Source organism: Pedobacter sp. GR22-6, assembly GCF_037402555.1.
Lineage (GTDB): Bacteria > Bacteroidota > Bacteroidia > Sphingobacteriales > Sphingobacteriaceae > Pedobacter.
Genome location: NZ_JBBEUC010000002.1, coordinates 1,072,264 through 1,097,744, shown reverse-complemented (window position 1 = coordinate 1,097,744; position 25,481 = coordinate 1,072,264). Strand labels below are relative to the sequence as shown.

Sequence of the window (25,481 nt, the reverse complement as noted above, 5' to 3'; positions counted from 1 at the left end):
GATATGACCTTCAGAAATTCTTTTTTTAAACTAGCCCTGATCCTACTGACCGGATTACACCTGGAAACTACTGCCCAGGAAATAAAATGGACCAGAGATGGAAATGCTTACTATCAGGTAATAGATGGTGAGATCACAACCGTCAATCTGCAGGACAATTCCCGTAAGGCTGTGGTCGGCAGAGAACTCCTATATGCTTCCGGACGTGGCATCAACGGCATCAAGAGCTTTGAGCTTTCTGAAGATGGCACCAAGGTCCTGATTTACACCAATAGTAAAAAAGTATGGCGTTATGAAACTCGTGGTGACTACTATGTGGCAGATCTGAAAAGCAATCAGGTTGTACAGGTCGGCAAAGACAAACCAGCTTCTTCGCTGATGTTTGCTAAGTTTTCTCCCGACGGCAACAAAGTAGCTTACGTGAGTCAGCACAACATATATGTGGATGACCTGAATACTAAAGTTAGTAAAGCTTTAACGAGTGATGGAACCAATAGAATTATCAACGGTACTTTTGACTGGGTTTATGAAGAAGAATTCGATTGCAGAGATGGTTTCAGATGGAGTCCGGACGGGAAGTCTATTGCTTACTGGCAAATAGATGCCCGTAAAATCAGGAACTTTTTGATGATCAACAACACAGACTCTATTTATTCTTATACGATACCGGTAGAGTACCCTAAAGTAGGTCAGGATCCCTCAGCCTGCAAGATTGGTATAGTAAGCATAGCCACAGCTAAAACAGAGTGGTTAAAAGTACCAGGTGATCAGGTACAAAATTACATCCCGAGAATGGACTGGATCCCTAACAGTAATGAGGTCATTTTACAGCAACTGAACAGAGAACAAAATGTGAGCAAATTATTCGTAGCGAATGCGTCTACGGGAATGCTGAGTAACATCTATACAGATACGGACAAAGCATGGATAGATGCCGGAAAAGGATGGGATTGGATAGCTGAAGGAAAAGAATTTTTATGGACTAGTGAAAAAGATGGTTGGAGGCATATCTATCGAATCAGTAAAGATGGAAAGAAACAAACGCTAATCACCAAAGGAGATTACGATGTAATCAGTCAGGAACTGGTAGATGAACAGAACGGTTGGGTATATTTTATGGCTTCACCCACAAATGCGACTCAAAGGTACTTATTCAAGACAAAACTTGCTGGTGGCGCAAAACCAGAACAGGTTACCCCCTCCATTCTTCCAGGAACACATACATACGCTATTTCACCGAATGGTGTATACGCACGTCATACATATCAGAGCGCTACTGTACCACCGATCACGGAATGGATGAAACTGACCACAATGAACCCATTGACAATGCAAGGTAGCATCACCAGTCAACTCGGAAGGGTTAAAGCAGAAAAAAATCCAGTTGAGTTTTTTAAAGTAACCACTGAGGACGGTATCATAATGGATGGATGGATGAAGAAGCCAGACAATTTTATCCCTACAAAGAAATATCCAGTGGTATTTTATGTCTATGGTGAACCAGCGTCGCAGACCGTAACAGATACTTACGGAGCTGGGCGCAATTTCTTATACGCCGGTGACATGCCTAAAGACGGCTATATCTATATCTCAGTAGAAAACCGCGGAGCCCCTGCCCCTAAAGGAAGGGACTGGAGAAAAAGTATTTTTCAAAACATCGGCATTCTAAACATTCGTGATCAGGCAATGGCTGCAAAAAAGATCATGGAATGGCCTTTTGTAGACAAAGACAGGATTGCAGTTTGGGGATGGAGCGGTGGGGGATCATCGACTCTAAACCTAATGTTTCAATATCCGGAAATCTACAAGACAGGCATTGCCATTGCAGCGGTTGGCAACCAACTGACCTATGACAACATCTATCAGGAACGGTATATGGGCTCTCCTTTAAAGACGAAAGATGCCTATATCAAAGGTTCTCCTATTACTTACGCAAAAAATTTAAAAGGCAAGCTTTTGTATATTCACGGCACAGGTGATGATAATGTGCACTATCAAAATGCCGAGATGCTGATTAACGACCTCATCCGTAACAGGAAAGTGTTTCAGTTGATGGCGTATCCGAACCGTACGCATAGTATTAATGAGGGAACAGGAACCTCCGAACACCTCGCACTGACATATACAGAATTTTTACAAAGAAATTGTCCTCCAGGAGGAAAATAAGCCTACTTTAATGATTTTTGGCGCATAGTTTGTTAGTTAGTGTACACCGCACATTTTAGGCGGGGATAACTTTGCAAAGAGAATTACATGACATTAAGGCGTATACATGGAGCATAGTAAAGCAGGCCAGGAAATTTTAGAAGAAGTCAAATCTCCGGGAAGATTGTCCAGAACATTTATTACGCTCTATGATGTATTTCAGTTCATGGGACGCTTTTTCAAGGAAGGCTTTCTGCCTCCCTACGAAGGTCGCGAACTGATGAAGCAATGCTATGACATTGGTTATAAATCCCTGGCATTGATTTCCCTTACCGGTTTCATTACGGGTATTGTATTCACCAAACAGTCGCGACCATCGCTGGCTGAATTTGGCGCCACATCTTGGCTTCCTTCACTTGTCGGTATCGCTTTGTTACGTACGCTGGCTCCTCTGCTTACTTCTTTGATTGCTGCCGGAAAGGTGGGTTCGAGTATAGGAGCAGAGTTGGGGTCCATGCGTGTGACGGAGCAAATAGATGCGATGGAAGTTTCTGCAACAAATCCTTTTAAATTCTTAGTTACGACAAGGGTACTAGCTGCAACCATAACCATTCCTATTCTCACATTTTATACCGCCATGGTCGGTATGTTGGGTGCATTATTGAATGTATCTATGAGCGAGGGAACCAGTGCAAAGTTATTTTTTCAATCCTCGTTAGAAAGCATCACCTTTCTGGACATTACAGCCTCAACTGTTAAAGCTGTCTTATTTGGTTTTACAATTGGAATGGTCGGTTGTTATCAGGGCTATAATTCTTCTAAAGGCACTGAGGGTGTAGGTAAAGCGGCCAATTCGGCAGTTGTAATCGGAATGTTTCTCATCTTCATAGAAGAAGTCGTATCTGTTCAGTTTTTTGGTTTATTCAGAAGTTAAGCCATGGAACAGAAAAAAACAATTGAAACACAGGAAAAAGTAATAGAGATCAAAGGGTTGTACAAATCCTTTGGAAATTACCACGTGCTCAGGGGAGTAGACTTGAACTTGTTCAAACGCGAAAACCTGGTGGTACTTGGAAAATCGGGAACCGGTAAATCAGTACTGATTAAAATAATTGTAGGCTTGCTGACACCTGATGCGGGGATGGTACATGTATTGAACCAGCAGGTAGATCAAATCAGTTACAAAGAGTTGTTGGCATTGCGGCTGAAAGTGGGCTTTTCCTTTCAGAACAGTGCCTTGTATGACAGCATGACTGTACGTGAAAATCTGGTCTTCCCACTTGTCCGAAATCAAAAGAACCTAACCAAAGCAGAGATCAACAGTTCGGTCGAAGAAATGTTGGATGCTGTGGGTCTTTTACAGACAATCAATCAAATGCCTTCAGAATTATCCGGTGGGCAAAGGAAACGTATAGGTATTGCACGTACGTTGATCCTGCGGCCAGAAATCATGTTGTACGATGAACCAACTGCAGGATTGGATCCGATTACCTGCCTGGAGATCAATAGCCTGATCAATGAAGTGCAGGATCGTTTTCACACCAGTTCTATTATAATTACCCATGACCTTACCTGTGCAAAAGCAGTTGGCAACCGTGTAGCCATGCTGCTGGACGGCAAATTTGAACGTCAAGGCACCTTCGACGAAGTTTTTAACACCAGCGATGAGCGGGTGAAACCATTTTACGATTACAATTTTATCCAATAAGATATGAAGGCAACAGACAATCGCCGCAAAATAATAGTAGGAGCATTTATACTGATCGGTTTGGCCATATTTATACTCGGCGTATTTACATTAGGCAGTCAAAAAAAGGCTTTCGTAAAAAGTTTTACAGTCAATGTAGTATTCAATGACATTCAGGGACTAAAAACAGGTAATAACGTTTGGTTTTCAGGTGTTAAAATCGGGACTATCAAGAAAATTCAATTCAATGAATCGGCACAGGTTCAGGTATTTCTGAACATTGAAGAGGAAGCCCACCGTTATATTCATAAGGATGCTTCGGCCAGTATAAGCTCAGATGGTTTGATTGGAAATAAAATTATTGTGCTCACCGGAGGTACCCCGAAGTTTCCTTTTGTAGAGGACGGAGATAAAATTCGTGTGAATACCACGCTATCAACAGATGATATCATGAAAACCTTTCAGGTAAATAATAAAAACCTAGTGGAAGTTACCTCAGATTTTAAAGTATTAGCCAGGGGCCTTGTAGAAGGGAAAGGCACAGTAGGTTCGTTATTGACCGATCAGCAGGTAGCTGATGATTTCAAGTCTATTGTAGTAAACCTTAAAAATACCACTGCAGCTGCCAATAAAATGGCAAAAGAACTGGATGCTTTTAGCAAGACATTGAATACGAAAGGCGGATTAGCAGATAAGTTATTGACAGACACGTTAGTGTTTGCACAACTTCAGGCATCCGTAAATGAGTTACAAAAAACTGCCAGTTCAGCTTCTGCCCTTTCCGAGAACTTGAACAAAGCCTCAGCGAAACTAACACAAACGGACAATGCTATTGGAGTGCTACTTAACGATCCTAAAACAGCAGAACAGGTGAAATCTATTGTTGTGAATATGGAAACCAGTAGCAAAAAACTTGATGAAAATCTAGAGGCTTTGCAGCACAATTTTCTACTTAGGGGATTCTTTAAGAAGAAGGAAAAAGCGGAAGCAGAAGCTGCTAAAAAACCTTAGGACTAATGTGGTTTAAAATAAATGCTGAATGTTGTTCCCTCGTGTAGAACGCTTTGAACTGTTATTCGCCCTCCCATTGCTTCTATTTGATTTTTGGAAATGAATAAGCCTACCCCTCTTGAATCCGGGTTGCCATTGAATGTTTTATACATTCCAAAGAGTTGGTGCCCGTGTTTTTCCAGATCGATGCCAATTCCATTATCTATAACGTGCAATACCAAGTGGTCTTCTTCATGGCTACAGGATAATTCAATCACAGGTGTTCTTTGTTTGTGACGGTAGCGAATGGCATTGAAGATAAAATTCAGAAGAATGCTCTCCAAATAAGCGGGGTTGTAATAAATCTTTACATCTGCTCCAACCTTATTATTAACAACTGCATTTGTCATGCTAATTTGGTCGTTTAGGACATCAAGTGTATTGTTAATGTACGTATTAAGCGGTAGCCAATCCTTAATTACATCAATGCTGGTCTGAATATTCACAACTTTATTGAGGTTAACAAGTGTTTCATTCAGCGATCCGGAAACAGTTTTCATAAGGTCGACCAACTCATTTCGTTCAGCCTCGGACTCTGCCCCTTCTATCAAGCTGGATATTGCTTGAATATTACTGGTATGTGATCTCAAGTTATGAGAAACGATATAAGAAAAATTTAGCAAACGTTTATTTTGCTCATTGACCAGTTCAAAAGAATCATTCAATGCTTTTTGGGCCTGCTTTGTATCGCTGATATCAATCATGATTCCCCTTAGAAGCACCGGTTTCCCTTCCTCAGAAATTACATTTACGATGTCACGCAGCCAAACAATACTACCATCTTTCGCAATCATCCTGTACTCTAAATCGTGTTGTTTGTTGTTTCGGGTGTTAGAAGTACAAAATGCAAAAGCCCAATCCCTATCTTCGGGGTGGAGATGATCTACCCAGAACGTAGTCGAGGCAAACCATTCCTCCGGGGTATATCCCAGTATAGATTCTACTTTTTTACTAATGAAGGTAAATTGAAAATTATCCGGATCTGCTTCCCATACGATCCCATCTATCGTGTTGACAAGGGACTCCATTCTCAGCCAGGATTCAAGTGTCAATTTTTCATCTGCTTTTTTCAATAGTTGCGTAACTAGCAAACTGCAAATTATAGCCAGTAGCAGACCGAACAGCATTTGATAGCTCAGCTGCAATAATATGCCGTACCTATCTGGAGAAATCAGATATAGCTTCCAATTGCCATCAGGAAAAAAAGCAGATTCATAATTCTTATCTGAAAAATTCTGGGGACCCGGCAAAAAGAATTCCTCCTGATCATTCGTTATATTTAGCTTGGAAAATTGAAAATAATACCTGCTATTTCTCGCATTGTATACGCCAATGTCACGCAGAAAAGTGTCTAACTTAATGACTACGGCCGAAAAACCCCAAAACTTTTTCTCCCGGTATAATGGGAGCCTACCTACTATGCCAAAGCCCCCCTGTTTCAATTTACTCGGCCCCAGAAAATACATTTTTCTGTTTCTTATAGACAACTTTGCACGGTGGGTATTTTCTTTGGAATAGCTAAAAGCATTGGTATTTAATGCACTTTCATTCCCTTTTAAAGGATAGATATACTTAATAACTCCTCCGGGTAATAATTGCACTGCTTTAAAATGGGACCCCTCACTCATCAATTGCGCGGCCACGCCATCAAAGTCCCTGGGAACTCCTCTATCATTGATTGTTAAAGCTAGAGTGAGCGCAGTGGTATAGCTATTTCTTAGTGATTGTTCAATGTTTTGTTTGACCACACTAATGATATTGGTCATTTCCCTACGTTCATTTTCTTTAAGGATCAAATAACGTTGATGGGTAAATAGCCCGATGAGTAGGGAGAGAAAAAAGAAAACAAATAGTCCTGCTACCTTTGGTTTGTTGAGTAGCCAATCAGTGATAGCAAAAAGTCTTTTTTCTAAATTCATATCATTTGAACCAATTTACCTAAATAGAAAATACCCCTTGTTCATCATCTCGCTATAAACTTAAACATTCAGGTGCAAATATGGAAAGCCATTAATACTATTAAGCCGATTTTATTTACTTTAGCATTTTAGTCTCCACTTTATGATAATTCTCGAAAACACCAATATTAAAGCCTCTTTTTCAACTAAAGGCGCAGAATTGCAAAGCCTCTATAACAAAAATACTGAGAGAGAATATTTGTGGGATGGAAATCCGGATTTTTGGGGCAAATATAGTCCCATATTATTTCCAATTGTGGGTGGACTAAAAGAAAATCGTTATATTCTGGAAGGCCGAGAGTACGAACTTCCTAGACATGGTTTCGCAAGGGATCATCAATTTGATAGTAAGCAACTAAGTGAAACAGAACTGATATTTATACTAAGACAGAGCTCAGGCACGTTTTCTGTCTATCCCTTCGAGTTCGACCTACTCATCCGTTATGAGTTAATAGAAGAACAGTTACGCTGCACTTACGAAGTAAACAATCCTGCGGATAATCCACTGTTCTTCTCAATTGGAGCGCACCCTGCGTTTGCAATACCTACGGGACGAAATTTAAGTTATACGGATTATTACCTGGAATTTAATAAAGATATTACTCTGGAATATCATAAAATTAAACATGACCTGATTGATACGGAGACCATTACACTTCCACTTAAGGATGGAAAATTACCTTTGAAATATGAACTTTTCTATGATGATGCCCTCGTGTTTAAAACATTGAAAAGTGATCTCATATCCTTAAAAAATCACAAAAATGACCATGGTCTGGATTTCAGTTTTAAAGACTTCCCATATTTTGGAATATGGACGGCAAAAAATGCAGATTTCATATGTCTGGAGCCATGGTGTGGTATAGCAGACGGAGTTCATCACAACCAGCAGCTAAAAGAAAAAGAGGGAATTATCACTCTGGAAGCCCAGCAAGAATGGAAAAGAAGCTGGGAGATAAGAAGTTTTTAACTACATATAGGAAGTATAACAGTAAATTTAGTCCCTTTACCTCTTCCTTCACTTTCTGCCTGAATAGTCCCTTCATGTGCCTCCACTAACAATTTAACAATGGAAAGCCCCAGTCCCGTGGAGTTTTCACCTGCGGTTGGCTGTGCACTTAAACGGGTAAAGCGTTGGTACAGGCGATTTTTATCTTCTTCTGTTAAGCCTTGCCCTTGATCTTCGACTGAAATCAATACGTTATTTTCAAATTCGCGCAATTTCACAAAAATCTCCGTACCATGTGCAGCGTATTTGACAGCATTGTTGATCAGATTATCTACAATCTCAGACAACTTAACTTCATCTGCTTTTACTTGTGCTGATGTTTCACTGTGGAAGTGGATCAACTGATTCTTGCGTTCCGCCAAGGGTTGGTTCATGGTTATAACATTCGCAACGATATCTGAAATCGTCAACTTGACTAATAGCAAACGGATTTTTCCTGCTTCAGCAGTCGCTGAATGCAACAATTCATCAATAATTCTAACCATATTGAAACTGGCTATTTTGATCTGATCGCACATTTTTTCTATTGCTTCCGGATCGTGCTTTTTCAATTTGATCAAGTCGGCCCTAACTGGAATCGTAGTCAGAGGGTTTTTTAGATCATGCGCTGTCGTATTGAGTACTTGCTGATGATGGAACACCGCCTGACGATGAGCAAGGCTGGTTTCAACCTGATCGATTACAATTGCAGTCAAATCTTGAAGAATTTCCTGTTCATCACTGGTCAACACACGCAATTTTTCATCAGCAATACTTAAAAAACCCAGATTGCTCCCATCTTTAGCTTTCAGCACTACAGAAACCTGAAACTGATAACCTAAGGCCATTGCTGCTAAAGGATCGTTGAGCAAATAAGGATCATGAGCTGCCGCTGTTTCCGGGTAACACCAGATATTTTTATTATCTTCAAGATGGATCACAACAATTTCAACACTGAGCAGCCTGGCAATCAGCTTGGTTAACTTATTTAATGTTTCTAAGCCCTCGGTACTTGAAGAGCCGGGTTGATGATCGATTTGAACTGCCATTAGATGTTAAATAGGGAAATATTATTAGCTCTGTGAATGCAATATAATACTATTCTTCCTCATCCTAAAGTAAAATAAACTCAGAGACATACCTTTATAAGCACGGGAAAAACATTAAAAATCTTCAGCACACATTTCTGCATTCAAAGCTGCACCAGCGCGGGTTCCTGCCGCAATGGCGATACTCAAAGAACGTCCCATACTGGTGTTGTCGCCAGCAGCATATACTCCTTCGATATTCGTTTTTTGCATTTCATCTACTTTAATAAGTCCAAGATCGTCTTTTAAGCAGCCCAATCTTTCGGGTAAATTGCAGTGCTGCTCGAAATTAACCTTTGCGTACATCACTTCAAATTTATAGTCCCTATCATCAGTCAGCACTAGCTTTTTGAGGTAGCCATCTTGATGGATAATTTCACGAACAGGCATTTCTATGACTTGAATGTTATTGGTCTGAATTTTATTCAACTGCTCCGGTGTCAATTGAGCACTACCGTTTGTAAAAATAGTCAACTCCGACGTAAGTTGTTTCAAGAGCATAGCTACATGATAAGCCATATCGCCATTACCTAAAAGAGCGGTTTTCTCACCCTTTCCCTCATATCCGTGGCAATAAGGGCAATGCAAAACCGATTTCCCCCAACACTCAGCTATCCCTGTGATATTCGGCAATAAATCTTTCAATCCTGTGCTAAACAAGAGCTTTCTACTTTTATATAATTTTTGATCTTGAGTTTTAACGTAGAATAGTTTGCCATCTTTTCCTGCCTCAACAGCCAGTCCCCTCCTGATCTCCACCGTAGGATACTGAAGCACTTGTTGCTTTGCTTTTTTGCTGATTTCTCCAGGAACCGCACCATCGTGCGTAATGAAATTATGGGAATGCGGTGTTGCTGCGTTACAAGGTTTTCCACTGTCAATAATCAATACGCTCCTGATCGATCTGGCTAAAGTCATTGCTGCCGAAAGACCGGCATAACTTCCTCCAACAATAATAACGTCGTACATTGATTGGTCTTGCTGATGTGTTTCCATGACTTATTTTCAATTCCTATGGTTTTTACATAAGATAGATTACAAAGATAAAAACCCGACACACAAATGCAACCAAATTGCAAAAACAATAGTTACATATGACAATTTCTACTGAAGTACAACCATCTTTTTACTGGTGGTGTAAGCATTGAACACACCAAGGGCGCCATTGCTGAAATTGGAAGGTGGATTGGCCGGGGCAACTGGTGGTCCGCCACCTCCAGCACTTTGAGACAGACTGAAGAAGTATTTATATACATTACGATCAATACATTGTAGTTCCAATTCAACCGCATCACCAGAGATCAAATCATCCACCTCGTAAAAAATGACATTCGAGACTTTATTTCCGTCATCAAAACGATCTTCACTTACAACATCCTCTTCTATCTTTCCCTTAACTTTTAAGATATAGCGATATTGGTTTTGAATTCCGGCGGGATCATTAAAATTTGCGGCAACATAGGTATTTGTAGTACCAAAGAATGTAAATTCTTTAAAAGTCAATGAATCAAGTGTCACCTTCTGAGGCATTGTAGAGATCGCAGAATAGGTTTTTCCTTCAACCGTTACGTCCAATGTATAGGTAATATCAGGCCTCCCTCTGAATTTTATTGTCTGGTAAATCCCCGGTGATACTTCGGTATAATTATAGGTATTACCATTGCTGCTTTTGAGCACCACCTTTGCACCGGCAAGGCCATTGAATCGGTTAGCTTCGGTAAAGCTATAGGTTTTAGAAATTTTTACAACTTGATTTTCACTAAGATCGCTGATCCCGGCATCGATTACAATTGCCGCATCTGCATCTTTCAATTCCAGGTCGATCACTTTCTCACAACCGGAGAAGAGCATCAGCAAGGCTATTAGCATCAATATAGACAATGAAGTTTTCTTATAAGTATTTGATTTATTTGCCGTCATTACTTTTAAAATTTAAAGTTCCAGGTTACCGAAGGAATAATACCGAATAAGGTCGTACGAACTACCTGTGTTTTAGAGGCATCATCTGGATTGTCCTCAAAATCTATGGAAAATGCGTTGTGGCGATTGTATAAGTTATAAATACCAAATGACCAGCTGGATTGTAATTTGCGCCCAGGCTTACCTTCTAGTGTAGCAGATACGTCCAGGCGGTGATAATCGGGAGTTCGATAACCATTTTTCTCTGTGTAATAAAATACAGTCCGATTATTGATCTGGTATTTACCGCTGGGATAAGTAACTGCATTTCCCGTATTGTATACAAATACGGAAGAAAAGGTCCAGCGTGCATTTGCTTTATAAATACCTACCAGGGAAAGATCATGCGTACGGTCCTGCTTAGCATAAAACCACTTCGCATTGTTGATAGCATCGAATTGCCGCTCGGTTCTTGACCAGGTATATCCAATCCAGCCGTTGAATTTTCCAAAGCGCTTCTTCAGGAACAATTCGAGGCCATAAGCCCGACCATCTCCGTAAAGCAGATCCGCCTCTACATTTGAATTGCCTCTCAAGTCCGTCCCACTTCTGTATTCAATCTGGTTTTGCATCCATTTATAATATACTTCTGCAGAAAATTCGTATTTATCGTCATTAAAATTCCTGAAATAACCCGCAGCAATCTGATCCGCTATTTCCGGCTTCACGTTATTGCTGTTCATGATGTAAAGATCTGTAGGGGAAGTAGAGGTAGAATTGGACATGAGGTGGACATTTTGAGTGTTCCTGGTATACGCCGCCTTCAATGAACTGGATCCTGTGATCTGGTAACTTGCAGATAGCCTTGGCTCCAGGTTCAGGTAGTTCTTTACAAACTCAGCAGCGCCATAAGTTTTTGTAGCGATTGTATTGCCATCACTATCATACGTTTTAAAACTACCAGGTCCCAGGAGTGAGAATGCACTCAGCCGGAGACCGTAAGCTACATTTAAACGATCACTGAAATTCCATTCATCGGAAATATAGGCGGCAAGTTCCAGTCCTTTTCTATTCTCATAAGTCGTTTCATTAACGCTCGAGCTTTCACTCGCAGTGAGTTTACCTGGCGCTATGGTATGATGAATTGCGTTGATACCGAACTTAAAATTATGTTTATCACTAAGGCTGTACTCAAAATCTTGTTTCAGATTGAAATCCCTGATGGAGGAATTGACCTTAAAATCATTATCTTCCATCAAATTCTGGATCACATAATTGTAATTACTGTAAATCAGTGAGGTGTTGGAAAATAACCTGTTACTGTATAAATGATTCCATCTGAGGGTCACAGTAGAGTTTCCCCAATTGAATCCGAAAGATTCTGAAATACCAAGTTTATCGCGGCCGAAGTATCCGGAAAGAAAAAGAGTATTTTTCTCATCAAGCTGATAATTTGCTTTGGCATTCAGATCATAGAAAAATAGGGTATTTCCTTTAACAGAACTATCTGGTGATAAAGCTAAGAATGCATCAAGGTAAGTCCGCCTTCCACTGATCATAAAAGATCCTTTGTCTTTGACAATAGGCCCTTCTACTTTGAGTCTTGAAGAGATCAGCCCCAAGCCACCTTCAGTGGTCAGTTCCTTCCGGTTTCCATCATTCATCTTGATATCCAATACAGACGCTAGTCTGCCGCCATATTGAGCAGGCATTCCCCCTTTATATACACTCACATCTTTAATGGCATCGGAATTAAAAGTAGAAAAGAATCCCAGTAAATGGGAAGCATTATAGACGGGAGCTTCATCAAGTAGAATCAGATTTTGATCGGTAGAACCTCCCCTGACGTAAAAACCACTGTTCCCTTCCCCGGCTGACTTAATGCCAGGTAACAATTGCAAGGTCTTTAACACATCACGTTCACCCAATAGAACAGGTACGTTGTTGATCTCACGTACGTTTACTTTCTGAAACCCCATCTGCGGACTGCTCACATTCTCATTTCTTTTGGTGGCGGAAATCACGACTTCAGTCAGCTGGTTATCTTCGGCAAGTGCAAAGTTGCTTTTGGTATCTTTTGAAATTTCAATGGTTTCTACGATCGTTTTATAGCCTACAAAACTGATGGAAATCTGATAAGTACCTTCAGGTACATTGATTGAATAAAATCCGTAGGAATTGGTAACCGCACCACTGTTTACTTTACCTTGAAGCTTTATGCTGGCCCCGATCAAAGTCTCTCCGGTACTATTGTCTGAAATTATACCATTTAAGGTGAATTTATTCTGGGCTACTGCTAACTGACTGTAAACTATCAAAAAAAGCATCAGTACAATTCTATTGGCGTATGGCATAAATAACAAGTATCCGGTAAAAATAGAAAGTTAAAAAGAAAAAGGGGCATGATACCCCTTTTTAATTAAATGATTTTCCTGTTACGGGTTTAACTTGAATTCGACCCGGCGATTCTGTGCTCTGCCTGTCTCATTGTCATTGGATGCCACGGGCTTAGTCGCCCCGTATCCTTTAACGGTTAGATTGGCTGCAGGCACCCCAGCGTTGATCAGATAAGATTTTACGGAATTGGCCCTGTCAACGGACAGAGACATATTGTGTGCAGCCGAACCTTCCTGTGAAGAATGTCCATTTAATATAAATTTAGCTGTTAAATCTTTTTTCATTTCTCTGGCCATTCTATCCAGAACTTCAAATGATCCCGTTTTCAATACTCCTGAATCAAATTCAAATAAAACGTTGGTAAAGCTATAGTCTGGTTTTTCCTCAACTGGTGCTGCTTCTTCTTTTTTCTCTATAGGTACTGACGGCGTTTTCTCCTCCACCGGTGCTGCTTCTTTCTGTACTGTTGGAGTTGGTTTTGCAATCACCTTTTTGGTTTTGCAAGATTGAAATGTAATGGCGAGCAATACTATAGCCGCCAATAAGAAACTGGTTCTAAAAATTTTCATTTGTTTTGTTGTGTTTGTGTCCGTAATAATAAAAAATAAGTATCAATTTAAAAAGCCAACGCAACATTTAAACGTCTTAAAACCATAAATCATATCCCGCCCCCGAATTTCCTGCCGTATAGGCGCAGAAATCAGACAATGTAATCATATGTTTTCAATTCTGGGAAAGCCTGTAGAACTCCAGAATGCAGCCGCTATTTTTTCTTTGAAATCTTCGGGAAATAATCGGTAGCACTCTTTCGATTACCATAAAATAAAGCATATTTCAATTGTTCCTGACCTTTTAACTCAAATATGCTTTTATAAAGAGTTGATTTTAAAGTAACCTCAGAACCATCCAATGTATACCGGATCTCTCCGATGCCAGCAGGATTGAAAAGTGTAATATGATGCACTTCCTGTATGCTGCTTTCCAACGTAATTTCAGGGACAGGAATACGGAACTGGACATCTGATCGTTGGTATCGCTGATACTGAGTTCTCAATCTTATTTTGAAATCTCCAAAATCTCGTTTGGGTTTTGGACTCCAGTTAATTTCTGCCAAAGCTGCAATTCGAGGAAACACCATGTACTCAAAATAACTTTCCGTAGCGATAAATTCAGTCCATAAGTTGGCCTGGGCACCCAGGATCCGTTTTGCTTCCTGTTCATTCAAAGCGGGATGTACCGGTTCAAAAGCATAGACACTATCCAAAGGCACCCAATAACCAATGGCCATAGGTTCTATTTTCGGATCGGCTTGATAACCGTCGAAGTACATGTGGGAATAGGGCGACATGATCGCGTCATGCCCAGTTCTTGCTGCTTTTAAACCACTCTGTACACCCAGCCATGAATGAACCGTTGCATTTTCCGCCAATCCCCCCTGCATGATCTCTTCCCAGCCTATGATCTTTTTTCCTTTACTATTGATGAAATGCTCCATGCGTTGTACAAACCAGCTTTGCAAAGCCGCCTCATCTTTAAGCCCCTCCCTTTGTATTCTGGACTGGCATTTCGGGCATTTATGCCATGCATCATGAGGTGCTTCATCCCCTCCAATATGGACGTATTTTGAAGGAAATAAAGGGAGTACTTCATTTAAAACGTCCTCTAGAAAAGTAAATACAGAATCGTTGCCAGCACAATATAAGTCTTTCGATACCCCCCATACCCTCCTCACTTCAAATGGCTTTCCGTTTTCGATACTCACAGATCCACAGGCAAGATGAGGGTATGCAGTAATGGCTGCTACAGAATGTCCCGGCATTTCAATCTCAGGAATAACTTCTACAAATCGTGATCCGGCATAAGCCACAACCTCTTTGATCTGTTCCTGGGTATAAAATCCACCATACCGGATGCTATCTACATCTTTTTTCCTATCCGGACCAATTTGCGTTCCATTCCGGAAGGCTGCCACCTCTTGAAGACGGGGATATTTTTTTATTTCAATTCTCCAGCCCTGGTCTTCGGTCAAGTGCCAATGAAATTTATTGAGTTTATGCCTTGCGAGCTGATCAATGAATTTTTTAATAAAATCTACTGAAAACATATGACGGCAACTGTCAAACAACATCCCCCTCCAACTGAAACGAGGCTCATCCTCAATAAAAATAGCTGGCAATCTCATCTCGCCTTTTACAGGGATCAGTTGCAAAAGTGTCTGTATACCATAAAATAAGCCATTTGCAGTTTTAGCTCTGATCGCGATTTGAGTGGAACCCACTTCTAGTGTATATCCTTCCACCGATTTTATATTCGGATCAATCAGAAGACTGACCGACTTTCCCTTCTTTGCAATTGCGATGCCCTTGCGGATTTGAGGCTGAAGTCCGGTCGCCTCTCTAATAGCGTCCCCGGCAAAACTAGCCAATTGTGCTGAAGCTGCATCGGCGTAGCTGATATATACATTTTTATCGAGGAGGAAAGTTCCTTTTCTCAGATCCATTTTCAATGGCTGAGGTATTAACGCAGGATTTGTTTGAGCATGGATACTTGTATTAAGGATCAGCACCAGCATAAGAGATAGCAATAATTTCATCATGTTTGTTTTTAAACTATATGCTAGTTCGTAATTTCTTTCAGCTATCGAAAAAAATAGGTTGCGCAAACCTTTGCGTAAGTAATACTCAAAGCCAATATGGCTTTACCTGGTACGGAATACTTTGTCCCATATATCCGAGGTTACGCCATATTTTTTAGTAGAATCATCATAATGGTGCAACATATGTTGTTGCTTAAGTTTCTTCCAGAAAAGATTTTTGAACTGTGCGTGATGTAACATATAGTGTGTCATGTCATAAAACAGATACCCTAAAATAAAACCGGCAAAGAAACCATCCAGCATAGAAGGCGAAAGCATCCATTTGAATAAGAAGAAGAAGGCTAAAGCCAGCGGAATACTTGCAGAGGGCGGCATAACAAGGCGCTGCGCATCATTTGGGTAGTCGTGATGAACACCATGAAAAATGAAGTGGATTCGTTTTCCCCATTCAGACGAGGGGTAAAAATGAAAGATAAAACGGTGTAAGATATACTCTGTCAGGGTCCAGATGAAGAGTCCCAGCATCAGGTAGCCAGCAAAGGGCAGAAAACCGTTCAATTCAACTGATTTCCAACAGAAATATGCAACAACAGGGACATATACAATTAAAGGAACAAAAAATGGCACCTTAGATAAACCCTCTAGTAGGGGGCTCTTGAACATTCTGACAGATTCTTTAGAATTGGATATAAAATTCTTCTTCATCGGGTATTGCTTTTTGCACTTTTATTTTTGAGAAATCTAAAATACGGCTTTTCTATTATTTACAATAGTATGTATACACTATTTACCGAATTGTGATACTTCTTAGTATCTGAATTTCATAGCTACATAAGGATACCAACCTTCGTCTGAATGTCCAGCAAAAACTCGGAATACAGTTAGGGAAGCCGGGGCAAAATAAAACCCGCCGCCATATCCCTGATGCCATACTTTTGATTTTTCGCCTGTTCGCCATACCCGCCCAACATCGTGAAAACCAATCAGGCCAAATTCTCCGGGAAGTACATAACTGATAAAATCTGCAATCTTAAACCTCATTTCTAAATTATTATAGGCTGCGTGCTGACCACCAAAACGAAATTCACGATATCCCAGTAGATTTCCCTGACCTCCCAGGAACTGCGACTGATAAAAGGCCTGTTTACCCAATGTGACACCTCCGCCCACACGATCTGTCAATACAAAACGCTGCTTTGGATCCAGCGATTTATAAATAGAGAAACTTGCGTTCATTTGAGCTATGGAGTTGGAAAAATCACCCATTCCTTTAAAAAGCTGCAATTTTGTCTCCAAAAAATTTCCTTCGGATGGCATGATATCACTATTTCTGTGGTTACCCACGTAGGTCATTACGATCCCGGCAAAGGTTTTATCTTTATCGATGACGGCACTATCGGGCGAATGCAGGGCATTTGTGTTGTTGATGAATCTGCCATTGTTATCATCCCTGTTGTATCTGTAATATTGAAATGAAGGGCCAATACTAAATGTGGAGCGGCCAAACCTCCATCTGGCTGCAATTTCAGCATGATAAAGACTGAATCTCGCCCTGTAATACCGAATGAAATCACCTGTTTTATAAAAAGGAGTTTCATTTCCCAAACCGTAAAAATTCTGTGAATTTTCGGGTGCAAACGCGTCAGCCTGTAAGATCAAGTCTGCTTTCCCGAGCGTTTGGAATAGTTCGGACCTATAGTTGAACCTGAAGCCTGAAGTTGCAAATGAATGCAGGAAAGAAAAAGTATGTGTACTTCCATAAGGCAACTTTCTAAATCCGGGTTGTACAATCTTATAGGACAGACCTAACAAAATCCTGTCATCAATGTTGTAACCCGCATTTAGCAATAACATCCGGCGTGTATACAAATCGGTAGGCACAAAATGTGTATTCGAAGTATCGTTGTCCAGTTTTTCGATAAAGCGCTTTGTTGCACCACTAAAAGCCACACCCTCTTCCTGGGCATATATTTTAACTTTTTGGCGGGCATTTTCTGCATGAAAACTTTTGGTTCCCTCCGCAGCAATCACCTTGATCCTGATGGTGGAAACTTTATTGTTCAACAAAAGGCTATCCTCTCCTTTTCTGAGATATAGACGAATTTCTTTAGTGACTGCGGGATCGAATGTCCTTTCAAAAAGAATTTCCCTAAGCTTTCCTTCCTTAGAAATCTTTTGCATTGTTATCTTTAGCGACTTTCCGGGGCCGTCAGTAATGCTGAACAGCTCATTCTTATCCGTACCCTGTACATCTACAATCCTGCTGATGAAGCGATAATAGTTATTCATCATATCCGGAAGAGCGGATCTGCGTGCTTTGAGGGCAGCGAGCAAACGATCATGTCGCAAAGTATAACCAGGCTCCGGTAGTTGTCTTAAGGCTTGTTCAAACAATTCGTCGGTCAAACCTGCACAAAATTCTTTAACTTCTTCATTCCATGTCTCCTCGTCCAGGGATGAGAACCACCTTCCGTAGATATACCTGCCCTCCCAGAAAAACCAATTGACATCAGGCAGATTTCTTTCGTACCCCTGAATCATGGGCAGCAACCATGAAGCCTGTGCAAATCTGGGAATCAAGCCTTCAGACAAATAAAATACCTGATCTCTATCTCTCGGAATAGCCAGATACTTGACCGTCCCATCTTTTTCTTTCTCTGGTTTCCAGCGCCATTGGTCTTCATGTCGATCCCAATCCCCCAACAGTGCATCAAGGGCTTTTGCCCTCAACAATTGTCGACCGTCCAGTCTGTAACCATTGTCTTCTGTTAACTTCCGCATCATTTTCTCGGAATTGTCGGTGTCGCCTACAGGTTCACGTTCTTCTAGCAAGCACAATGTATTGGCAAAAACATCAGAAAACTCTCCCAATTGTGGATCCGGCAATACCCAACCGATCATAGGATCCGTATGAGGTACCTTCACAGCCTCTGCTATAATAGGAACGATAAGGGCAGAAAATGGATTTTGGGCAGACATGTTGTCTTTCACAGCCACACCTGCAAAAGTTTTTCTAAATACTTCTGGCAGGAGTATTTCCGGGTACTTTTCTACGCTCCTTAAAACCCACTCCTTTCCTCTTTTATCTATCAATCTGAGCGAATGAGACTGGTTACCTCCTCCACGTTGTGTCGGTGTGAGTCCACCCTTGATTACAGATATCTTTATGACCGGAACTTTAGTTTCCTTAGCGTATTCCTTTCGATAATTTTCACCAAATAAAATGCGGTGAACACGACTTACGCTATCGTACTTCGGGTAGATTTTAACAGTGATGGAATCTTGTGCTTTGCCAGCGAGACTGATTACCAATAACAAGATGGAGAGGTAGCATTTATTCATACCATAAATATCTGCAGATAAAGCTAATCATTTCTTATTCTATGTTAAGATTTTTGCAAAGCATTCCTTTTAAATTTGATGTATTCAAATAAAAACAGCAGATAAAATGGCACATACAATACTACATAAGGCAGATACCAGGGGTAAAGCAGATTATGGATGGTTAAAAAGCAGTCATACTTTTAGTTTTGGACAACATTACGATCCGGCAAGAATCCAATTCGGTGCGCTTAGGGTACTCAATGATGATTGGGTAAATGGTGGACAAGGATTCGGAGAACATCCGCATGACAACATGGAAATCATTTCGATTCCTTTAGAGGGTGCATTACAACATGAAGACAGCATGGGAAATGTCGCGGTCATTACTTCAGGTGAAATTCAGGTCATGAGTGCGGGAACCGGTATTTATCATCAGGAATTCAACAAAAACAAAAATGAGCCTGTAAAATTCCTGCAGATCTGGCTTTTTCCAAACCAGCGCAATGTGGAGCCGAGATACCAGCAACAAAGGTATGACGACAGGCTAGTTCCTAACCAGTTCACGCAGATCCTCTCCCCTTCTCCTGATGATGATGGTGTATGGATTTACCAGAATGCCTGGTTCAACATAGGAAAACTCGAAAAGGGAACTAAAATAGATTATCAATTCAAAAACAATAATAATGGTTTATATGTCTTTGTACTTAAAGGAGATGTAAAAGTCAACAGCCAAATATTGAATGAACGTGACGGTTTGGGATTGTCGGAAACAGATTTGGCTGCTATAGAAATGTTGACTGATGCTGAAATACTTTTAATGGAAGTCCCAATGAACTACTAAGATGAAAGAAACTGAAATTATGGTGATTTGTGCTCATGAGGAGATTTTGAAAACCATCGTCAGGCTTATAAATAATCATCCTGAAATGAATGCAACTGGAGTAAGTACTCTTGAACAGGCAGTGACAGTATTGAAGTCAGCATATTTCGATCTGGTATTGCTGGGTTCCGGCTTATCACCAGAGGAGGAAGATGAATTTTCTGAAACAGTAAAACATATGAGAAAAAAAATCCCTGTTGTCCATCATTATGGTGGCGGCAGTGGATTACTATTTACCGAAATTTATGAAGCTCTTGGAAGGAAATAAAAAAAGTGTCTTGTCCTGCCCCAGCTATACAAGCTGTATCGCTTGAGCAGGACAAGACACTTTACTTTCGATATTTAGAACTGGAGTACGTTGTTAGTTTTCCATCACTATTTGTTTTTCCAATTTTTCTCCAGCAATTTGATGAAGTACCCACCTACGACACTCCTGGCCTGGAAACCGGTCATTTTCCCATTGGTGGTTTCATGCCAGTCACTCAATGGAACCCTTGAGGAAGTCTCGGTGGCAAATTTATATACAGGATTGATTAGTGCTTGAAAATCCCGATCATTGTCTGCCAGGACAGAAGTCCAGATGATCCAATCAGATTTGGTATAAGTCCTTCTACTATCCAATGGTAGCCCAAAGCTATTTTGTTTGGTTAAATAATATTTGATTTCTTTGGCATACACCTCTTTAGGAAACAATTGTAATCCCAACAGTTTATCCCATACCAGATTATATTTTTGACTCCAGGTACCTTTTTTATCGAAAGTCAGGGCATAATGATCTCCATCATTAGCCATTTCCATCCATTTCAGCGCCATATTTTTAGCCATCTTACTGTACTTTTCAGCTTCAGCAGTTTCACCCAACAGGGCTGCCATCTGTCCGTAAGCACCGAGAGCTACGATCGCTTTCACAGACAGGTTGGAATTTCGTGCCAAATGTCCAGCAAAGTCATCTGTACAAAGTTGATTTCCGGGATCGAAACCTTCTTTGCTTAGATAGTCCGCCCAAATACCTAATGTCTTCCAATGCTTCTTGGCGTAATCGGCATTACCTTCGGCCTTGGCAATCGCCGCGGTCAGGATAATCATGTTTCCTGACTCTTCTACCGGCATGTCTTCACCGTAAGTTTGTCCGTTAGCCAAAGGGTATGTGCCTAAATCATGGGCAGCGAAAGGCTTTTTCCATTTACCACTTTCGCTGTAATAGAATATACCATTGAGCAATCCTTTTACCAATTCAGGATTATAGGCAAGGAAAAGTGGAGCAGAAGGATAGGTTACGTCAACGGTGTAGATGGAGCCATTACTGAAATTCTCTTTCGACATAAACAGTAAATCACCTTCAGGACTTTTTACCAGTTTATGTGCGGAGATCGCTTGCCTGTAGGCCAACACACAAAGTTTAGCATATTTCTCTCCACCTGCAGACAAGGCTTTCTTATACATATCCACATCAAAATCTGTACTCCTTTTGATGATTGAAGCATAGTCAGTGGCAGCTTTTTTCAATTCATTTTCAAAAGTCTGCGTACCCTCACTGTTCCACAACGCTTTCAAATTCTTTCCGAAATATTGAACAGATTGTAGATCATCGTATCCTAGCATTACATACTGCTGCTTTGCTGCAGCATTGACTTTTCCAAATTTCAAAACGGTACTTAGTGAAAGTCGTTTACCCGTTAATGAAGATGCTCTTTTTACCATGGCTTTAGAATTGAAATCTTTCACTGCACGCTCCTGCGAAACGATGTATTGTGTAGCACCTGAACTGATTGGTACGGCGACATACATATAACCCCAATCTATCCTCAAATCATCTCCCCTCTTCTGAAGGATAGGCTGGGCAGTAGTTCCTGCCTTTAATATCGATAACAAACCTGAACTTAGGATTTCTGCTTTCACTTCCTGACTCGGGGTATTTACCGCGATATTTGTAGAGGCGTTAAATAACACTTCTACATCATGGACCTTTTTATCATTAGATTTCACTTGGTAAGTAATGTATGAAATCGGGCGAGAGATCAGATTCAGATCATTAAGCAGTAAAGGCGAAGTGAATGTTAACGCCAGATCTACGCCACCAGCATTGAACGTATATTTGGTTTGAGTGGCAGTCACGGTAACGCTCTTTTGCTGAGCAGCAAAAATGGGATCAACTGCTGGTGCTTTAGTGACTAAGCCAGCATCAAGACCTTGACCGCCAGCTGTATTGGCAACATGGATGGCCAACACATTTCCTTTAGCTTTCAATGATTTGATAACTTCAGCCTTGATTGGCACATAAGTAAATTTATTGTCTGTCCAACCGTGATGTTCATAAATCAATGTTCCGTTCAGGTATACTTTAACATCATCATCGTGGTTCAATTTTAAACTAAGATCTTTAAGGTCAAGCTTCTCCAAATCGAAAGATCGGCGAACCCATAGATTTTTGCTTTTCCAAGCCGTCTTGGCGAAATGGTCAGCATCGCCAAATGGTGCTGGCCCGGATTTCCAGGAAGCGTCACTGAATGTTTGTGACATCCAGCCCTCATCGGGGCGCGATTCAGTATATCTAAAATCATAAGACTGGTCATCAGAAGCTGGCAAGATGTTTAAATACGACTGCTCCATGGCACCTAAGAAGCCATAGGATTTTCCGTCGACTTTGATTACTCCCAGTAAGGACTGTTCAGCTCCTGTCCAGTGCTTGGTTACTGACTGGTTGACTTGATCAGAGCTCGACCAAATACTGAAGTAAGGGTCATGAGTAATCAATGGGTAAGATGGCGCTTTCGTTTCCTGGGCAAAACTGCATAGGCCGAAAGACGCGGCTAAGATGGTTAATAGTGTGTTTTTAATCATGTGTGTATGGTTTAAAGACCGAAGTGTCATTCCATTAAAAACCCAGCTTAGGATTAAGCTGGGTTAGTTGAGAAATATAAAGAAGCGTTTTGTGTTATCTGAATAGTCTAAACTCTGAAGCCTGGAATGTTCCACCACTCTTCAATGCTGTGATTCTCCATCTGTAAATGCTGTAAGGCTTAGGATTAGGAACACTGAAATAAAACAAGTTTTTATATCTCGCATCTCCAACAACCCCTTTAGCTTCCATTTCTTCTTTAAAGCTTTGAGTTCTCGTTACAGAATGAACGGTTTCCCATGTTGTTCCGTTGTTTGAACCTTCAACAACCCAAGTCATTGGATCGCGCTCATGGGCGTCATTAGCCTGACCTACCGCATATAATTTGACTATCTGTGGAGAATCATAGGTAAACTCTAAAGTAAGCGGAACTGTACCTACAAGGAATTTAGTATCAACTTTACCGTCAATTAACTTGGCAGCATTTTCATTTGTATTTCCATTCTCCGCAGAAGGCTTATAGATAGCAGATCTTGTGATATCATCTACAACGCCTTCCGTCGAAGCACTTTTACTAATGATCGCTACGGATCCGGCTTTGGTTGTAATCTTAAGCGTAAAGCTAACAAGAGCACCTGGTAGGAAGGTTTTCAATGGCTCTAAAGACACCGATGTATTTCCTGGCTTAGTGTCATTGAAAGTCCATAAGACAGATTGGACATCAGCCTTTGTGACATAACTAAACTTTACTTGATTAGTGACACCAGTTTTTACCGCTTTTACCATCGCTACGCTATCTGGAGCGATTTTAAGAGTTCTAAGTTTCCTGCTGGACATGCCCAGTTCCGAGAATGCTTTTAAATCAACCTGAAAGTCACCAGTCGTCAAGTAAGTATGAGTAGGAGAAACATCAGTACGTAGCGTGTCGTCACCAAATCTCCATTCCAATGATTTATATTTAGAGGAAAGATTCTCAAATTTAAACGTAAACGGATCTTCAGTCTTTACAATTTTATAATCCGTGATGGGATTGATAATTTCCGGATCAGGCTCTACAAATACCTGATCACTTTTTGAGCAGGAAACGATAGTTCCTGCACATAAAAGTATCATTAGTGGATTGAATAGTCTTTTCATAGCTATTATTTTATTTCAAATGTGATTAATAATTTTAATTAGCTTTTTCTAGTAAAAATGACTCCTCTGTAATCATGATTACCCCGAATAAACAACAGTTTTAAAATATGTCGTCCTTTAGTCAAGGTTACTGTCGACTTATGAGATCTTTGATCACCATGTGATCCAGTATTTATCGCTGCTTTTTCACCAGTAAGATCCTGCTCGCCTAGAAAGACCCTATACCTTCCATCAGCATTATTTGCACCAAAATACATATCCATTTCGTAAGTACCGGTCTCTTCTACTAGTACAGTCCAAGTCAGCCACTCTCCAGCATTTGTCCAACCTACAACAGTCCTCGGGTTGTAGTCATGTGAAACATCGACCTTATCTGGTGCTCTCCAGTCGCCAGCCCCATCTTTTCCATTATCATCGTGAAATGCAATCCCCTCGCCACCGAAATCGTAATACGCGGCATAGATTGGATCAGAAACGGCGTTTATTCCTCCTTTGATAAGGAAAGGCACTCCATAATACGGTCTGAATGACCCTTGGTCTATAACAACGTATGATGTATGCAATCTATTTCCTACCTGGAATTTAGAAGGGTTTTTAAGTGTAATACCTATTGTTGGGTTTTTGCCCATCATTGCATACAAAGTCGTCAATTTAGTGGTTATTGTCAAGTCAGCTGTAGACCTACCTACCTCGAACCTCACCTTTGGATTCAATATAGAGTAGCTACCAGCCGGAAACAGAACTGAATTTTTAAGCGTGCCGTTATTGATGTACTTATTCACACTGTCGGGTACCACAACTGCATCTACAGTGAATTCTACTCCTGGATCACCTTGCAGTTTTAAAGGCACTGAAATCGTTACATCATCTGAACCTTTGAATGCAAAATTATCCAAGCCTACATTGTGAGTAGCCGTTGCAGTTGCAAATGATACAGACCGAATGGTACTTTCATCCACCACTTGATCCGTCTTGACTGCTACTACCAAAGCATTTTTTCCAAGTGCTATTGAATTCCCTTTAGCGGGATTAGCTATTTTCAATGCTACAGCGATGTTTTTACCGTAATTGACCTCTATAAAAGAACGACTTATGGAAAGATCAAAGGTGGTGCTTGTTACCCCGATTGGAACGTTCAACACTGTTGGAATCGTAAATGCCCCATCAGTCAATTTTACGGTTCCAACAGGAAGCACTTGATCAGTGATTAATTTGGTAACCGTGTCCGTGTTTGCAGATAACTGCACTACAAATGCTCTCGTCGTCGGAGCGGAAAAATTGATTGTTACAGGAACTCTCAACTCGCCACTTGTAAGGCTAAAATTACTTCCCGTACCTATATCGGCTTTGCTCGCTAAAGACAGACTTACACTGCCATAACTTTCATTAGACATTACGTCATCAAGTTTCTCACGCTCACATGATGTAACTGATGTTAAAACAAGGGCTAAAAGCCCTAGTTGCCATTGAGAAAATATTCTTTTCATATTATT

General features: G+C 40.7%; 19 protein-coding genes. 7 read left to right on the top strand and 12 right to left on the bottom strand.

Translation table 11 applies throughout. The features are described from left to right. Positions 1-3: 3 nt before the first annotated feature. From WAE59_RS12270 to WAE59_RS12255, 4 genes are all read left to right on the top strand, one after another. The gene (locus WAE59_RS12270) at positions 4-2,166 is read left to right on the top strand and encodes a S9 family peptidase (RefSeq protein ID WP_337856255.1); all 2,163 of its coding nucleotides are present in this window, start codon (positions 4-6) and stop codon (positions 2,164-2,166) included. Between the two features lie 106 nt (positions 2,167-2,272). Beyond that, on the top strand, positions 2,273-3,079 hold the full coding sequence (locus tag WAE59_RS12265) for an MlaE family ABC transporter permease (RefSeq protein WP_337856254.1): 807 nt from the start codon (positions 2,273-2,275) through the stop codon (positions 3,077-3,079). 3 nt (positions 3,080-3,082) lie between these two features. Further along, entirely contained in the window at positions 3,083-3,853 is a 771-nt protein-coding gene (locus WAE59_RS12260; RefSeq protein WP_337856253.1) for an ABC transporter ATP-binding protein, read from the top strand. 3 nt (positions 3,854-3,856) lie between these two features. Continuing rightward, entirely contained in the window at positions 3,857-4,843 is a 987-nt protein-coding gene (locus tag WAE59_RS12255; protein ID WP_337856252.1) for an MlaD family protein, read from the top strand. A 2-nt stretch (positions 4,844-4,845) separates the two neighbouring features. On the opposite strand, the gene WAE59_RS12250 is transcribed toward WAE59_RS12255, so the two are convergent. After that, on the bottom strand, positions 4,846-6,801 hold the full coding sequence (locus tag WAE59_RS12250; RefSeq protein ID WP_337856251.1) for a sensor histidine kinase: 1,956 nt from the start codon (positions 6,799-6,801) through the stop codon (positions 4,846-4,848). A gap of 142 nt (positions 6,802-6,943) precedes the next feature. Between WAE59_RS12250 and WAE59_RS12245 the strand changes: the two genes are divergently transcribed. After that, the gene (locus tag WAE59_RS12245) at positions 6,944-7,810 is read left to right on the top strand and encodes an aldose 1-epimerase family protein (protein ID WP_337856250.1); all 867 of its coding nucleotides are present in this window, start codon (positions 6,944-6,946) and stop codon (positions 7,808-7,810) included. On the opposite strand, the gene WAE59_RS12240 is transcribed toward WAE59_RS12245, so the two are convergent. The 8 genes from WAE59_RS12240 to WAE59_RS12205 form a co-directional block, all read right to left on the bottom strand. Further along, positions 7,807-8,877, bottom strand: a complete 1,071-nt coding sequence (locus tag WAE59_RS12240) for a sensor histidine kinase (protein WP_337856249.1) — start codon at positions 8,875-8,877, stop codon at positions 7,807-7,809. The genes WAE59_RS12245 and WAE59_RS12240 overlap by 4 nt on opposite strands. A gap of 114 nt (positions 8,878-8,991) precedes the next feature. Further along, positions 8,992-9,912: an NAD(P)/FAD-dependent oxidoreductase gene (locus tag WAE59_RS12235; protein ID WP_337856248.1), complete on the bottom strand. Its 921-nt coding sequence runs from the start codon at positions 9,910-9,912 to the stop codon at positions 8,992-8,994. Between the two features lie 108 nt (positions 9,913-10,020). Beyond that, positions 10,021-10,836 carry a DUF4249 domain-containing protein gene (locus WAE59_RS12230; RefSeq protein WP_337856247.1) on the bottom strand — a complete coding sequence of 272 codons (816 nt, stop codon included), beginning with the start codon at positions 10,834-10,836 and terminating at the stop codon, positions 10,021-10,023. A 5-nt stretch (positions 10,837-10,841) separates the two neighbouring features. Further along, positions 10,842-13,142 carry a TonB-dependent receptor gene (locus WAE59_RS12225; protein WP_337856246.1) on the bottom strand — a complete coding sequence of 767 codons (2,301 nt, stop codon included), beginning with the start codon at positions 13,140-13,142 and terminating at the stop codon, positions 10,842-10,844. Positions 13,143-13,250: 108 nt separating this feature from the next. Continuing rightward, positions 13,251-13,781: an OmpA family protein gene (locus tag WAE59_RS12220; protein ID WP_337856245.1), complete on the bottom strand. Its 531-nt coding sequence runs from the start codon at positions 13,779-13,781 to the stop codon at positions 13,251-13,253. A gap of 194 nt (positions 13,782-13,975) precedes the next feature. Beyond that, complete coding sequence (locus WAE59_RS12215) at positions 13,976-15,808, bottom strand: beta-N-acetylhexosaminidase (protein ID WP_337856244.1); 1,833 nt, start codon at positions 15,806-15,808, stop codon at positions 13,976-13,978. A 102-nt stretch (positions 15,809-15,910) separates the two neighbouring features. Then, on the bottom strand, positions 15,911-16,513 hold the full coding sequence (locus WAE59_RS12210) for a sterol desaturase family protein (RefSeq protein WP_337856243.1): 603 nt from the start codon (positions 16,511-16,513) through the stop codon (positions 15,911-15,913). A gap of 102 nt (positions 16,514-16,615) precedes the next feature. Further along, on the bottom strand, positions 16,616-19,150 hold the full coding sequence (locus tag WAE59_RS12205; protein WP_337856242.1) for a BamA/TamA family outer membrane protein: 2,535 nt from the start codon (positions 19,148-19,150) through the stop codon (positions 16,616-16,618). Positions 19,151-19,256: 106 nt separating this feature from the next. Between WAE59_RS12205 and WAE59_RS12200 the strand changes: the two genes are divergently transcribed. Next, positions 19,257-19,973, top strand: coding sequence for a pirin family protein (locus WAE59_RS12200; protein ID WP_337856241.1), 717 nt, complete (start codon positions 19,257-19,259; stop codon positions 19,971-19,973). 1 nt (position 19,974) lies between these two features. Beyond that, on the top strand, positions 19,975-20,280 hold the full coding sequence (locus tag WAE59_RS12195) for a hypothetical protein (protein ID WP_337856240.1): 306 nt from the start codon (positions 19,975-19,977) through the stop codon (positions 20,278-20,280). A gap of 107 nt (positions 20,281-20,387) precedes the next feature. Here the strand turns inward: WAE59_RS12195 and WAE59_RS12190 are convergent, their stop codons facing one another. The 3 genes from WAE59_RS12190 to WAE59_RS12180 form a co-directional block, all read right to left on the bottom strand. Beyond that, a complete protein-coding gene (locus tag WAE59_RS12190) occupies positions 20,388-22,853 on the bottom strand; it encodes a glutaminase family protein (RefSeq protein WP_337856239.1) in 2,466 nt (821 codons plus the stop codon). Between the two features lie 94 nt (positions 22,854-22,947). Continuing rightward, entirely contained in the window at positions 22,948-23,988 is a 1,041-nt protein-coding gene (locus tag WAE59_RS12185; RefSeq protein ID WP_337856238.1) for a PKD domain-containing protein, read from the bottom strand. Positions 23,989-24,026: 38 nt separating this feature from the next. Beyond that, entirely contained in the window at positions 24,027-25,475 is a 1,449-nt protein-coding gene (locus tag WAE59_RS12180) for a BT_3987 domain-containing protein (protein ID WP_337856237.1), read from the bottom strand. Positions 25,476-25,481: the final 6 nt, after the last annotated feature.